Source organism: Pseudomonas sp. NPDC090755, assembly GCF_044769005.1.
GTDB lineage: Bacteria > Pseudomonadota > Gammaproteobacteria > Pseudomonadales > Pseudomonadaceae > Aquipseudomonas.
The window spans coordinates 16,381-30,014 of record NZ_JBIVXC010000032.1; the positions used below are offsets into that span (position 1 = coordinate 16,381).

17 protein-coding genes are annotated in these 13,634 nt (G+C 55.9%); 5 read left to right on the forward strand and 12 right to left on the reverse strand.

The genetic code is table 11. The annotated features are described in order from the left end of the window. The first annotated feature begins 48 nt into the window (after positions 1 to 48). The gene (gene ribBA, locus ACIQUS_RS26110) at positions 49 to 1,167 is read left to right on the forward strand and encodes a bifunctional 3,4-dihydroxy-2-butanone-4-phosphate synthase/GTP cyclohydrolase II (protein WP_403053726.1); all 1,119 of its coding nucleotides are present in this window, start codon (positions 49 to 51) and stop codon (positions 1,165 to 1,167) included. 111 nt (positions 1,168 to 1,278) lie between these two features. Here the strand turns inward: ribBA and ACIQUS_RS26115 are convergent, their stop codons facing one another. The 5 genes from ACIQUS_RS26115 to ACIQUS_RS26135 form a co-directional block, all read right to left on the reverse strand. Beyond that, positions 1,279 to 1,467, reverse strand: coding sequence for a hypothetical protein (locus ACIQUS_RS26115; RefSeq protein WP_403053729.1), 189 nt, complete (start codon positions 1,465 to 1,467; stop codon positions 1,279 to 1,281). 82 nt (positions 1,468 to 1,549) lie between these two features. Continuing rightward, the gene (locus ACIQUS_RS26120; protein WP_403053732.1) at positions 1,550 to 1,744 is read right to left on the reverse strand and encodes a hypothetical protein; all 195 of its coding nucleotides are present in this window, start codon (positions 1,742 to 1,744) and stop codon (positions 1,550 to 1,552) included. 145 nt (positions 1,745 to 1,889) lie between these two features. Next, complete coding sequence (locus ACIQUS_RS26125; protein WP_403053735.1) at positions 1,890 to 2,351, reverse strand: anti-virulence regulator CigR family protein; 462 nt, start codon at positions 2,349 to 2,351, stop codon at positions 1,890 to 1,892. A gap of 173 nt (positions 2,352 to 2,524) precedes the next feature. Next, positions 2,525 to 2,842 carry a hypothetical protein gene (locus ACIQUS_RS26130; RefSeq protein WP_403053738.1) on the reverse strand — a complete coding sequence of 106 codons (318 nt, stop codon included), beginning with the start codon at positions 2,840 to 2,842 and terminating at the stop codon, positions 2,525 to 2,527. Positions 2,843 to 3,064: 222 nt separating this feature from the next. Next, positions 3,065 to 3,571, reverse strand: a complete 507-nt coding sequence (locus ACIQUS_RS26135; protein WP_403053741.1) for a hypothetical protein — start codon at positions 3,569 to 3,571, stop codon at positions 3,065 to 3,067. A 492-nt stretch (positions 3,572 to 4,063) separates the two neighbouring features. Between ACIQUS_RS26135 and ACIQUS_RS26140 the strand changes: the two genes are divergently transcribed. Further along, positions 4,064 to 4,939, forward strand: a complete 876-nt coding sequence (locus ACIQUS_RS26140) for a universal stress protein (RefSeq protein ID WP_403053744.1) — start codon at positions 4,064 to 4,066, stop codon at positions 4,937 to 4,939. A 90-nt stretch (positions 4,940 to 5,029) separates the two neighbouring features. Next, positions 5,030 to 5,467 (forward strand): acetyltransferase, encoded by a 438-nt coding sequence (locus tag ACIQUS_RS26145; protein WP_403053747.1) that lies wholly within the window; start codon positions 5,030 to 5,032, stop codon positions 5,465 to 5,467. Between the two features lie 19 nt (positions 5,468 to 5,486). Here the strand turns inward: ACIQUS_RS26145 and ACIQUS_RS26150 are convergent, their stop codons facing one another. The 3 genes from ACIQUS_RS26150 to ACIQUS_RS26160 all read right to left on the reverse strand — a co-directional run bounded on the left by ACIQUS_RS26150 (position 5,487) and on the right by ACIQUS_RS26160 (position 6,723). Beyond that, a complete protein-coding gene (locus ACIQUS_RS26150) occupies positions 5,487 to 5,891 on the reverse strand; it encodes an acyl-CoA thioesterase (protein ID WP_403053750.1) in 405 nt (134 codons plus the stop codon). A 105-nt stretch (positions 5,892 to 5,996) separates the two neighbouring features. After that, positions 5,997 to 6,197: a hypothetical protein gene (locus tag ACIQUS_RS26155; protein ID WP_403053753.1), complete on the reverse strand. Its 201-nt coding sequence runs from the start codon at positions 6,195 to 6,197 to the stop codon at positions 5,997 to 5,999. Between the two features lie 316 nt (positions 6,198 to 6,513). Continuing rightward, positions 6,514 to 6,723 carry a hypothetical protein gene (locus tag ACIQUS_RS26160; protein WP_403053755.1) on the reverse strand — a complete coding sequence of 70 codons (210 nt, stop codon included), beginning with the start codon at positions 6,721 to 6,723 and terminating at the stop codon, positions 6,514 to 6,516. 343 nt (positions 6,724 to 7,066) lie between these two features. Between ACIQUS_RS26160 and ACIQUS_RS26165 the strand changes: the two genes are divergently transcribed. Together ACIQUS_RS26165 and ACIQUS_RS26170 are read left to right on the forward strand one after the other, a co-directional pair. Continuing rightward, positions 7,067 to 8,551: a DUF1254 domain-containing protein gene (locus tag ACIQUS_RS26165; protein ID WP_403053758.1), complete on the forward strand. Its 1,485-nt coding sequence runs from the start codon at positions 7,067 to 7,069 to the stop codon at positions 8,549 to 8,551. A gap of 802 nt (positions 8,552 to 9,353) precedes the next feature. Continuing rightward, positions 9,354 to 12,044, forward strand: coding sequence for a type I restriction endonuclease (locus ACIQUS_RS26170; protein ID WP_403053761.1), 2,691 nt, complete (start codon positions 9,354 to 9,356; stop codon positions 12,042 to 12,044). 11 nt (positions 12,045 to 12,055) lie between these two features. Here the strand turns inward: ACIQUS_RS26170 and ACIQUS_RS26175 are convergent, their stop codons facing one another. From ACIQUS_RS26175 to ACIQUS_RS26190, 4 genes are read right to left on the reverse strand one after another with little or no spacing between them, the layout of a single operon-like run. Then, positions 12,056 to 12,259 carry a hypothetical protein gene (locus ACIQUS_RS26175; protein WP_403053764.1) on the reverse strand — a complete coding sequence of 68 codons (204 nt, stop codon included), beginning with the start codon at positions 12,257 to 12,259 and terminating at the stop codon, positions 12,056 to 12,058. Positions 12,260 to 12,267: 8 nt separating this feature from the next. After that, positions 12,268 to 12,765, reverse strand: coding sequence for a lysis protein (locus ACIQUS_RS26180; protein ID WP_403053770.1), 498 nt, complete (start codon positions 12,763 to 12,765; stop codon positions 12,268 to 12,270). 32 nt (positions 12,766 to 12,797) lie between these two features. Continuing rightward, on the reverse strand, positions 12,798 to 13,436 hold the full coding sequence (locus tag ACIQUS_RS26185; protein ID WP_403053767.1) for a glycoside hydrolase family 19 protein: 639 nt from the start codon (positions 13,434 to 13,436) through the stop codon (positions 12,798 to 12,800). Between the two features lie 59 nt (positions 13,437 to 13,495). Continuing rightward, positions 13,496 to 13,624, reverse strand: a complete 129-nt coding sequence (locus tag ACIQUS_RS26190) for a tail fiber assembly protein (RefSeq protein WP_403053773.1) — start codon at positions 13,622 to 13,624, stop codon at positions 13,496 to 13,498. Positions 13,625 to 13,634: the final 10 nt, after the last annotated feature.

Here is a 13,634-nt window from a genome sequence, read left to right on the forward strand (position 1 = left end):
GTATTATGGTATACCATAAATCCTCTACCTGACAGCGAGTACGCAGCAATGGCCTTCAACAGCATCGAAGACATCCTCGAGGACTACCGCCAGGGCAAGATGGTCCTGCTGGTGGACGACGAGGACCGGGAAAACGAAGGTGACCTGCTGATCGCCGCCGAACGCTGCGACGCCCAGGCCATCAGTTTCATGGCTCGCGAGGCACGTGGCCTGATCTGCCTGACCCTGACTGACGAGCACTGTCAGCGCCTGGGCCTGGAGCAGATGGTGCCCGCCAACGGCAGCGCCTTCAGCACCGCGTTCACCGTGTCGATCGAAGCGGCCCGGGGGGTCACCACCGGCATTTCCGCCGCCGACCGCGCCCGCACCGTGGCTGCCGCCGTGGCCCCCGACGCCCGGGCTGAAGACCTGGTGCAACCGGGCCATATCTTTCCCCTGCGCGCCCGCGAAGGCGGCGTGCTCACCCGTGCCGGGCACACCGAAGCCGGTTGCGACCTGGCACGCCTGGCCGGCTTCAGTCCGGCCTCGGTGATCGTTGAGGTGCTCAACGACGACGGCACGATGGCCCGCCGCCCGGACCTGGAAATCTTTGCCGCCCATCACGGCATCAAGATCGGCACCATCGCCGACCTGATCCACTACCGCCTGAGTACCGAACAGACGGTCAAGCGCATCGGCGAACGGGACCTGCCGACGGTGCACGGCACCTTCCGCCTGGTGACCTACGAGGACCGCATCGAGGGTGGTGTGCACATGGCCATGGTGATGGGCGCCATTCGCCGAGACCAGCCGACCCTGGTGCGGGTGCATGTGATCGACCCGCTGCGCGACCTGGTCGGCGCCGAGTACGCCGGCCCCGCCAACTGGACCTTGTGGGCGGCGCTGCAGAAGGTGGCCGCCGAGGGCTGCGGGGTGGTGGTGATCCTGGCCAACCATGAATCGTCCCAGGCCTTGCTCGAACGCGTGCCACAGTTGACCCAGCCACCGCGTCCCTACCAGCGCGGTCAGTCGCGCACCTATTCGGAGGTGGGTACCGGGGCGCAGATTCTCCAGGATCTGGGCGTGGGCAAGTTGCGGCATCTGGGGCCGCCGCTGAAGTACGCGGGGCTGACCGGGTATGACCTGGAAGTGGTGCAGTGTGTACCATTCACCGGCGACCTGGCCTGACCACGTTGTAGCCGCTGCCGCCAGGCTGCGATCGGCGCGCAGCGGTCGCAATGCCCTCCCAATGGATATGCTCGCCGACCTCAGCGCCAACCCTCACAAGGCAGCCGACAATCAGAGATCATCGTACAGATCGACGCCCTCATCCCAATCCACTTCGTCCAGATCGTCGGCCCCTTCGTCCTCATCGACAGGGTCGAACATGGGGTCGGCTTCATCCTGCAACGCAGGGTCCAGGTCATGGAACTCATGATCGAGCAAGTGATCGTGTTCGGGTTCGTGGATATCCGGCTCGTCGTTCATCATCGGGTCCTGCTGGGTAGGCGGCAACAAAGGACGCCTGTATAAGCCCGGGATCGCCCCACGTCAACCCGCCCTGCGCCTGTCACTCCTTGCGCAGCAACGCCGCATTGGCCTGGCGGACCATATCCATCCATTCGCCGGCACTGACCGAGCCCGACTGTTCCAGCCGCTGGGCCGCCATCAGCGCTTCATCGTACGCTGTCTCCGGCAATACGCCTTCGCCAAGGAACCTGACGCGCCATTGCAGAATCGCCGCAGCCCCTTTCACTTGATCCATCTCCATCCCCAACCTGCGCGGATAACGGGCAGCAACCGGTGTTGCGCCCAAGCGGCGGCGAGATTACACGAGCGCAAAGCTTATGAGAATAGTTTGCATTCGTTTTAGAGCTGGAAGCGACGAACTCGACGATCAACGAAAATTGCTAATCCAGCGCACCGGTCAGCACCTCGTAAATGATGCCTGTGGCGATGGCCACCAGGATCAGGTCCACGCCCGCCTGCTGCCATTGATAGCCGTCGTAATGCGGCAGCCGGTCGATCAACCTGCCATCGAGCTTTTTCGCAATCCCCGGCGGCAGTGGCTTGCCCCGTGCCAGGTTTTTCTGGATGCCCGGCGGCAATGCGGTGCCCGGGCTCCAGTAGTCGGGGTAGCGGGTCAGTATGCTGAGTACGTCGCCCCGATCGATGCCCGGACCATGACTGAAGTCATTGTGATCACTGCCCTGCCCTTTCCCCGGGTTGCCCTGATTGCCATGGCTCTGCGCCTTGTGCGAATTTCCCTTGCCGTTTCCCTGGCCATTGCCCGGGTCGGCCAGGGCAGTGGCCGAAGATGCGACGACGGCGACGCTGGCAAGCATCGCGATCAATGATCTGAATTTCAACATATCCATACTCCATGAACAGGGAACATTCCTCTAATGTAGAGGTTTTTGCGCCAGAAAGTTCACGGGATGAAGGACCTGCGCGCCAGCTCATGAGACTTCACGAACACCAGCGCGACAGTTCTAGAGGCGATCCCTGCACGAATCAGACGCCGTTCCTGGCCATGCGGATCTGATTAAACGTCGATGAAGTCCGGTTCCTGGTCGATGGCCAATTCCTCCGCCATCGCTTTTTGTGTCGCAAAGCCGTAATTGATGTAGAGATCAAGTACGGTAAGGCCCGGTGCGCCTTCATGAAACTCGACACAACGCTTCAAAGCATGCTTGATGGCCCCAAGGGCCCGAATGTGATCGGCAGTTTCCAGCCCGTCCGTTTGCAGGATGCGCTGCTCGATGGCCTCTACCGCCGAGAGCTTCTCCCGTGCGGCTTTCAGGCTGCTATCGCCAGTTTCGGAGATCTTCGCCCACCCATGGTCGACTATTGGATTTTTCATTCCAGCTCCTTTTTCCGGCCCCATGCCGGTTATTGGGTAATAGTCCATTCCACCCCAAATTGCCACCATGCAGCAGCGCACAGGTCGCCACATTCCCCCTGCTGGATGCTGCTACGCCTACTCGGGCGCCAGATGAACGGCGCCCACACGAAAAACCCCGCAGACCTAGATCTGCGGGGTTTTCAAAGATGGATCGGTATGGAAACAGCGAAGCCGGGCGACTCAATGATCGTTTTTGGAGGACGATCCCATCGCGTTGCTCAAGCCCTTGGTATTGTGATCGCCCGGCGTAGTCCGGGATACGGCGGTCGCCTTGGACAAGCCGCGGGTATCCTTGGAATGGGCGACACCGGAGGTGGTAGTGCCATGTCCATTGTCGTCATTGCGGGTGCTGCCATAGTGATTTCCGCTCAGACCATGGTCGCGCGTCGCCTTGCCGGCGTGCTCGCCGCCAATGCCCATGCCGTTGCTTTTCCCCCCGTGGCCGCCAGTGCCTGCGCCCTTTCCGCCACCATTTCCCCCTCCGTGACCACCACCGTGACCGCCGCCACCACCGTGACCGCCGCCACCGTGACCGCCACCGCCACCGCCACCACCGCCACCGCCACCGCCACCGCCACCGCCATCTTTGGCATAGGCCGAACCAATAGGCGATACACCGGCAGGTAATACAGCCGCCGTTCCCAGTACAAAAGCACAGGCAAACACGGCTACCAGGGTTTTCTTCATGATGAACACGCCTCCAGGGGCGAGGGTTGGGATGCCTCTACAGACCCGCCTGAAGCCGCTAAGTTCGGGGCCTGCCGACGAAATGCAGACCCGGATTGCAGGGACTACGACTGGGGGATGAGATGGATTCCCCGAATGAGGGGGAATAAGCAGTGCAAGTCACCAAGGCGACTTGTTCATCAAAGCTCGCCTCCCCGGTACAGATAGATGGCCACAAGATCTACAGCCAGCGCTATCACGACCACCGTAATTTCGAAATAGTTCTCCAGGTCAATCACAACTGCGCCCCCAGTGCGGTTAGTACCAGTAAGCGAGGCAATTTCTATTCCATTTATCAATGCGCATCCGGCCACCATTGACGCAAATCAAAACGCTACGCGTGGTTCGCGAGACGATACCTGACAGCAGGGAACGGATCGACAACAGGCCAACACCTTGAGCCCAAGGCAACGCCGTAGATTCAAGTGCACAGCACTGCATAAGGAGACCCAGATGACCTCGTTGAACCACGTACTGGTTGCCACCGACTTGTCCACCTCTGCCCGCAACGCGGCGGAGCGGGCAGCACAATTGAGCAAGGCGCAGAACGCATCACTGGACCTGCTCTATGTCGCCAATCCAGCGCCCTTCGAGCGTCTCAAGCAAGTCGTGGTACCTGATGAAGACTTGTTGAAACGCGCGCTGGAGACGGCAAAGGAAAAAATTCACGCCCTGGCAGGCATGCTGTTCCAGCGCTATGACATCGCCTCGGGTGCACAGGTCGCGCCTGGCTCGGTGGTCACGCAAATCACCCGCGTGGTGCAGGATAAACGTATCGATCTGCTGGTATGCGGGGCAAAGGGACAGAGCCTGGCCCGCCGCCTGCTGCTGGGCTCTACCGTCCAGAGGATGCTGAGCCGCATGCTCTGCCCTTTGCTGGTGGTCAAGCAGGCACCTCGTGATGCGTACCGCACCCTGCTGGTTCCAGTTGATTTTTCCCCTTCATCGCTTCGCTCCATCGAACTTGCAAAATCCATTGCCCCTCAGGCCGAAATCATACTCCTTCACGTGTTCGAAGCCCCCTTCGAGGGCAGCATGCGGTTCGCCTACATTGACCAGAACACCCTCAATCACTACCGCAATGTGATCCGCAAAGACGCTGTGGAAAAACTCGCGGCATTGAGCCAGGCCGCAGGGTTGGCCGATGCTCGGCAAGTCGTGGTACACGGTGACCCGTCCTGGCGGATCGCGGAGACGGAACAGGAGCTGGACTGCGATCTGATCGTGATCGGCAAGCAGGGGGAAAGCGCCCTGGAAGAGCTGTTGATCGGGAGTGTCACCAAGCACGTCCTCAACGAATCTCAGTGTGATGTACTGGTGTCACTGTAGTGCGTGGGCCGTTTCGGGGACGCTGGATGAGCGTCCTCGAACGGTACTGAAGCCCCTCTATTGCGACATAAAGTGAACTAGGATGATTTCATGATCATTCGTCAGGCTAATGCCGCAGACCATCCGCTGCTGCTCAACATCTGGCTGCGCGCCGTTCGCGCAACTCACCATTTCCTGCAGGCGTCCGATATACAGGCACTGCTTCCTCAGCTACGCGATATTTACTTGCCCGCTGTCGAACTGTGGGTCGCGGTCGATATCGAAGACTGCCCGCTAGGCTTCATCGGGCTCGATCAAAGCCATGTGGAAATGCTCTTTGTCGATCCGGATCGCCATGGGCAAGGCATTGGCCGAGCGCTGCTGGATTACGCCCGCAACTCGCGCAACGCGATGAGCGTTGATGTAAACGAGCAAAATCCCCAGGCAGTAGGGTTCTATCTGCATTACGGGTTTGTTCAAACAGGTCGCTCTGCCCTGGACGGCGAAGGCCGGCCATTCCCGTTGTTGCACATGAGCTTGCCCGGTTAGCCGGCGCGGTACAGCCTCTTCACTGCAGGCGCGCCCTGAGCTGTTGGGGAACCGCCACGACCTCTCGCGTATCCGGGGAGACGCAAACCTGCGTCAGGCTCGCGACAAATGCCAACACACCTGAGGCGATACGTCCCTCGACTGAAAACGAGAACGAATGCTCCCCCACATTCGACACACTCACTTTAAGGGTCAGCACGTCGTCCCATGTGACCGGATGCAAGAACTCCAGGGAGAATGCTCTTGCAGGAGGCAGAATCTTGAAACCCATAAGGGTTCGCAGTCCCGGACCTTCCAGCCAGACACCCAGCGCCTCCTGAACGGCCTCCAATACGAAATATGAAAACCTGGGCGTATACACGACCCCCTCAGGATCACAGTCCCCGAAAAGCACCTTTCTTTCAACAAATACCGGGCTCGGCATCACACCATTCCTTAGTAGTGAGGGAGGAGACGCGACTGTAGAAGCGTGCGAAGGCTTGGGCAATTGCGGGAGCGCGAGGCGCTGCGCAACTGCCAGGAAAGCTGATTACTTAAGCTGCAACCGAAGGTTGTTCAAATGCTCAAGTGCAGCCTCCTTTTCCTCGATGCCGGCCGGGCCCTCGCTGCCCATGATCGAGGCGTACGCGTCCTCGTAGACTTTTGCGACAATCTGGGCATTCTCGGAGTGCTTCAGGAAAGCCATTAGAAGGTGTTCTACCGCATCGACTTGCGCTTGATTCAAGCTCACAACGACCTCCTGATCCCGGCCCCATGCCGGTCACCCGTAATACCCCATCCCAAAAGAAATTGCCACCATGCCGGTGGCCCCAACTAAGGGTGTGGCCGCACCCAGGACAGGGGATCAGACGCTGGCGTGAAGGAACACAAAAATGGCCACCGCATCCACAGTCAGCACAGCCGTCACGACGAAGCTCAAGAAATGGAAGTCATCCTGGAACATGTCTGCGTACCCCGCATGGTCAGTGTTTCAGGGACAAAGCAACTCCCGTTCCAACCACCCCGCAGCGGGTCGCGCAGGAAGTAGCCGCACAACAGCTACTGACTCATCTTCGGCGAGGGCAGCGACGGGGGATCGTGCTGATGAACAGGACCATAGCGAAGATAAAGAGGTAGGGTGATCTGTAGGACGGGATTGCCCAGGCTATAAGCAGATGACTCAGCGCCATCGCCACTGCAAATAGACGTAGCTGCAGGTTGGAAAACCGATTACCGAAACGCTTGGCCGCCTGGTCAAGCGCTTTGAAGAATTTCATGCCGAACGTCCTTGTAGATCAGACGCCAATTCTACGCCATCAACGAAGGCGTGATCACCGATCATCAGCACCTATGCGCCAGCGTACTTCGAAGTGAAGGTTCCTGGCACACCTGTCCACCCTGTGTTTGGCCGCTATCAGTCAGAAGCAGGCATCGATGCAAGCTCCCGATATCTCGATTCGCGATCACACGGCAGCCAACTAATTGCGGTTCCAATAGCCGTGTCTAGACTCCAATCGTTCTCTTTTCGGAGCACGGAATACTGAGTGTGAGACAAGGTTACCCAGAAGTTCGCAGTCTCGACTCCGCTCAACTCTCCCCATGAATGCAAGGACGTCGATTATGGCTTTCGCGCTGAAAACGCTTTCCGCTTCGATCCTCTGCCTGTCGCTCGGCATCTGCGTGGCCCAAGCGGCGGATCAGGCACCCGCCTCGCCGCTGATCAAGCAGCTCAACAACGGCAACTGGCTGGACCCGAAGGAGGCCGAAGCACTGCGTGACGAGCTGTACTACCAGCGTGCGGTGTTCGCCTACATGACCATGCTGCCGGCGCTCAACACCATTGGCATGAAGGATGGGTCGGAGAAGGCTTTCGGTGCCGGCTACAACGTGCTGCCGATCTGGAAGCAGCGCATGGACTCGCGGACCATGGTGCCCACGCCAAACGCCGACGTGATCTACTCCATGAGCTACCTCGACCTGAAGCAGACCGGCCCGCTGGTAGTGAAGGCGCCCGCCAACGTGATCGGCATGTTCACCGACTTCTTCCAGCGCACGCTCACCGACGTTGGCGCCATCGGTCCCGATCGTGCCCGTGGCGGCCTGTATCTGTTGCTGCCACCGGACTACAACGGTCCGGTGCCAAGCGGTTACTTCGCGGTCAAGTCGCGTACCTACAACGTGTTCCTGTTCTTCCGCACTGTCATGGCCAAAGGGGAAGGCAAGCCCGACCCGGCACCGGCAGTGAAGAATGCCGAGACGACCCGTGTCTATCCGCTCTGGGCGACCGAGAAAGACGTCAAGCCGATGGAATTCCCCGATGCCAGCGGCAAGGCGCTGAATATGATGTACCCCGTCGATAACAACTTTTGGACCAAGCTCAAAGCGTTCGTCGATTACGAGCCGGTTGAGGCGATCGATCCGGAATTGCGTGGTGTGCTGGCGTCCATCGGCATCGTCAAGGGGCAAGCCTTCGAGCCGAATCAGAAGCAACAGGAATTGCTGAAGAAGGCGGTGGAGACCGCACCGAAGATGATCCTCGCCAACCGCCAGCTGGGGCGCGACGACAAGCGCAACCTCTACTACAAGGACCGCCAGTACGAGAACACCTGGGCCGGCGGTACCAACGACTGGATGCAGGAAAGCTACCTGGATGTGAACCAGCGGGCCAACTTCTTCCAGTTTGCCTATTCCTCCGCTCCGGCCATGGTCATGCACACCACTGGCGCCGGCTCCAAATATCCATTCACCGGACGCGACAAGGACGGCAAGTTCCTCGAAGGCGGCGCCACCTACAAGTTGCGCCTGCCACCCAACCCGCCGGCCGCGCTGTTCTGGGCAGTGACCGCCTACAACATCACCGACGGCACCATGCCCGAGACCAAACAGCTGCTGCCCTCCACCAACAGCTACTACGACATTCCCAAGCAGTCCGATGGCGCCATCGAAATATGGTTTGGCCCGGAAAAACCAACGGATGTCGCCGACGCCGCATTCATCCAGACCCTCCCTGGCCGCAATTTCCTCGTCGCCCTGCGCCTGTACGGCAGCGAGGACGCCTTCTATGACCAGACCTGGAAGCCTGACGACGTCATAAAGGTGAAGTGACCGGCTTTCTGGAGCCCAAACGAAAAACCCCGCAGACCTTGATCTGCGGGGCTTTCAATAATGGAGGCCGAGGTCGGAATCGAACCGGCGTAGACGGATTTGCAATCCGCATTGTAAATTCTTTATTTTCAATGGGTTACAGACAATTCGATTCCGCAATGGGATGAATTTATATCCCGTGCAGCCCTTGTAAATCAAGGGATGCATGTCTAGTTGCGGAAGTGATTTTTGGGCTCTTGCGCCACCATCCGATGCTCCAGCCACCCTCGGTTTCCCAGGTTGGTCAACGGATTTCAAGACCGTACCATAAATGCCCATTTTAAACGGCGTCAAGGGCTGAATCGGTTCCAAAACAACGCTAAATCGGCACGGCTACAGGCCGCATACTGTAAGGGTCACTGCTTCAGTTTTGGAATCGAATTCCCCTCCTCCGGCGCTATGTCGAGCGAGCACAATCTCCCTTCCCGCTGCAGTTCGTCATACCAGGCTAGCCAGCAACGGCATCAGCATTTGACTAGCATCAACCAATAGCGGTTAGTCAGCTCAAACAAAATTGAGGGTCGGGCTGGGTTGTCTAGGTAGATAAGTCCGAGTGCTGCTGCCCCTAAACGGCTCTTTAACCCTGTGCGCGGGACGCCTCAACCCGCGTCGAAATCGAGCTACAAATGGGCTTCTTGCAATTGTTCCAATGGCCTATTCTATGGACAGAAAAGCTCGGTACGGAAAGCAATCATATAGCTTCATCTGGCAAGCCTCCTACGACGGCTCAATGATTAAACTCGTTATTTAAAGGACTGAAAGGATGGCGACAAAATTTGAATTACCATCGGAAGGTGAAATTGTTACAGAGAGTGACGTAGAGCAAAAAATAATTTATCCACTTCTCGTAGCCTCCAATGACGTCGGGCTTCAATTTCAGACCGCCGAGATTATAACCAAGGGAGATATTAGAAAGCTCTCTATCGACAAGCTCACAAAGAAGAAAATTTATTACCCCGATTATATGGTGGTTATTGGTGGATTCCCTCTACTCGTAATAGAGGCAAAAAAGCCTGACGACCCTGATGTGGAAGAAGCATTCAGAGAAGCTAGACTTTACGCCAATGAATTAAATGCCTACTTCCCGACAGGAATTAATCCGGTCAGGAAAGTAATTGCGACAAACGGAATAAAACTTCTGGCTGGATCAAGCGACAATATTAATCCGCAACTAGTTATGGACATTACAGAGCTATCCGCCTCATCTCAAAAATACCATGATTTATTCAAAGAATTTTCCAGAAATCCGCTAGAAGCTTTAGTGGACAAGTTCAACCAAGAACTTTCCCCAGGATACCTTTCTAAACCACGGAGATTAGTCGGCGGAAGGGCAGTTCAAGATGAGGAAATAGGACACAATTCTTTCGGGGCAAATATCGCTTCTGACTTGGGCCACATCTTCAACCCAGCAACAATTGAAGATAGAAAATTTATTGCAAAGAACGGTTACATCCCATCGAAAAGACGCGAAAGATTTATTGAACCTATTGATCGATTAATTAGAGCTGCAAAACCCCCAAGCGAAATCAACGCCACTACAATCGAAGATACTTCAGCGCCACGAGAGCTGGTTGCCGTGCTCGCCAAACAAAGTAAATTTCTCGAGCGGAAAGTTATACTTCTTGTAGGTAGCGTAGGGTCAGGTAAAACAACATTTATCGACTACCTTAAAGAAGTTGCTCTACCGGCTGACGTCATTGACAGAACCGCGTGGATTCGCATTAACATGAATGAATCTCCCGTATCGCCCGATGAAATTTATGGATGGCTTAGGCGCGAGATAATTGAGGGGTGCAAGGCAAACACCCCTCAATATGATTTTGATACATTAGAGGGCATCAAAAAGGTCTACTCGGTTGAGCTAAATCGTTTTGAGAAGATATACAAACCGCTGTATGAGGGAACTCCTGAGTACAACATTAAGCTGGGCGAAAAAATTGAAGAGCTGGAATCAGACCCACATCTTTCTGCACTGGCTTACACAAGGTTTTGCACTACTGAGAGAGGGAAACTACTAATAATCGTTCTTGACAACTGTGACAAACGCACACTGGATGAACAGCTATTGATGTTCCAAGCAGCTCAATGGCTACAGAAAGAATTTCGTTCACTTGTAATACTCCCGCTAAGGGAGGAAACATATGACAATCATCGAGATCACCCGCCGCTGGATACCGCTCTGAAAGATTTGGTGTTTCGAATAGAACCACCGTTATTTCAAAGTGTCTTAGCGAAGCGCGTACAACTTGCTTTAAGGGCACTGGATGGAAATGGCGGCCAAAATATGCTGACCTATGAACTGCCTAATGGCTATACAGTTGAGTACAGCAAGAATGACACATCATATTATTTGACGTGCATATTGAAGTCGATTTTCGAAAATGACAAATATGTACGCCGCATAATTGTTGGGCTCTCGGCTCGAAACATCAGAAGAGCATTGGAAATATTTCTTGAATTTTGCACCAGCGGGCATATTGCAGAAGACGAAATATTCAAGATACGACAGTCCCAAGGGATGCACACCCTGCCCTTGCACATAGTATCTCGGGTGCTACTTCGAATGAACCGTAGATACTACGACGGTGATCATTCGCACATCAAAAACCTGTTCACGACATTATCCTTTGGAAAAAAAGGAAACTATTTTTCTCGACTGATGATTTTGAGATGGCTAAAACAAAAGTTTCACAACATTGGACCATCAGGCGTCCAAGGCTACTTTCCAGTAATTGAATTAAAAGCAGAGCTAATCCCACTAGGCGTAGAATCCGATGTAATAATCAGGGACTTGGAGTTCTTGCTCGCAGGACACTGCGTTGTTTCTGAGGATTTTACTATTTCAGAAATTACGGATGACAACTTGATTAAACTTGCACCAGCCGGTTTTGTGCACTTGGACTTGCTGACCAATGTAAGCTACCTCGCAGCGCTTGCCGAAGACACATTGTACACTGAGGAAAAGACAGCTAGAGAAATCGCTGAACGAATAAAATCGCTGGACGAACAGTACAACCAGCGAACCGCCTACCAGAACGCCATGGATTTCTACAACTATATCAGGAAACAATATGAATCTTTAATTGCCAGCACTTCTAGCTACCTAGAGAATAGCAGCCTTGCCAAGCTGGCTTCCGTTTCAGAAATGGAGCCAAGTTTGCAAATGTTCAAGAAGAACGCTTTACCGTCCATCTGGCAAGAAGCAGAGTTACAATATACACCAGGCGAACGGTATACATGCGAAGTAGTGAAATATGTTCAACGAGGACTAATAGTAAAAATGCATTTAGGCATGACTGTTTTTGTACACCCAAACCAGCTACCAAAAGACTATATTGAGAGAGACTACAATCGCGGGGATAAGATTGAATTTCTATTAAACTCAATCGACGTATTTAGTCAAAAAATACGTTTAGACTTTATAGAAAATTCGCCAGCCGAAAAAAATGAGTGACACTTGTGGTTTCATTGAAGCGAGTGAGTCGGCCCGCCCAGCACCCGGAACTGGTATTCCTGCACAGCCTGCATCAGTGACACGACCTCTACTCGAAGGCGCTCGATCTCTTCAGGAGGCATCGAGGCCTTCTTTGCTATGTGGTACCTACGTATTGCCTCAACGACCTGCTGCATCAGGGGCTCACCGGCTTCGATCTTGGCCTGCAAATCCATTTCCCGCCTCACGGTCTCGAAATGATCTCACGAACGTACGCCTGGCAGGCCTGCAGCGCAATCAGTCCTTGATCACCGTCTCCGGCAATGGCGAGAACTCGTCGAGCAACCGTTGGATCAAGTTCACCTCGCGATGCTCCATGAACCACGCTGCTGGCGCCGGTGGCGGCTGGCAACCGACTGTCATTACCTGGGGCCGGGCTGGCGAGTAGGACTGACAGCCGGAGACCAGCAATGGCCAGGAGATCGCGCAGGCGCGAAATATTTCTTTGCGCATCACTAAACTCCTTGAAATGAGCTTCGTCTACCGTTCGCAGCCTGACTTCCAAGGTCTGCCGCCTGCCCTTCTCCGCTTCCTGCCAATCGACCACAGCCCGGGCTGCAGCTTCGCACTCGCGCTGATAGGCCTCGGCTTGGCTGGCCAGTTCAGCGCGATAATGATTGGTCTGCCACTCCCAAGCCATCCAGGTGCCTGCAGCCATCAGGGAAAGCCCTAAGGCAATCATCAGGATCGCCCTGAAACCCACCGATTGACTGATCACGCCAGCACCTTCAGCGCCAGGTCATACATCACCTTTCGCTCAGCGGCCCCGTGCGGCACCCGACCCGGCTTGCCGGTATTGATGATGCTGCCGATGTCCTGGAAGCGGCCGGCGTCGGCCAGTTCGTTCAGACCGTGCTTCGCCCACCACCAAGTGGCGGACATGGCGGCATGCTCCGGCTGCTCGAGCAGCTGCGGCTCATCTTCCAGCGGCAAGCCCAAGCCCCCGCTGGCGGCGGCATAGTTGGCCCGGCCGGTGACCTGCAGTAGGCCGCGCCCGCGAAAGCACCAGCCGTCACCCGGGTGAACGTTACCGTTACGGCCGGCATACGCATCGTTGGCGATCGCCTCCGGCTTGCGCGCCAGGCTTCTTGCCTTCGCGTTCGGCTTCCCATCGGCACCGCGGTAGCGGCCGGGCCAAGTGGCGGCCAGACCTTCAGCGCCATAGTTCAGGTTCTCGACCAGATTCCGCAGGTGGCCCGACTCATGCCCGACCTGGGCTAGAAACGCCGCCTGGCGCACCCGGATGTCGATCTTGTAGCGCGCCATGGCTCGGTTCAGTGCAGGCAAAAAAATGCCCGCGGCTTGGCGGGCGTTGGGGAGGATCTGCAGCAACTGCTGCTCAGTGAGAGGCATGCGTTTCTCCAGGCAAAAATAAACCCGCTCAGGGCGGGTGTGGTCGGCTTGCAGCGACGTTAACCGGGCATGGCCGGCCAACTGATGGTGTCCGGGTAGCCTAGCTGATCCTGGACCCGATTGAGCGCCACGCGGTACTTCTTCCACAGGACCAGTTCGGCCTTCTCGGCGTCCGTGGCCTCTTCAATGTCGACTGCA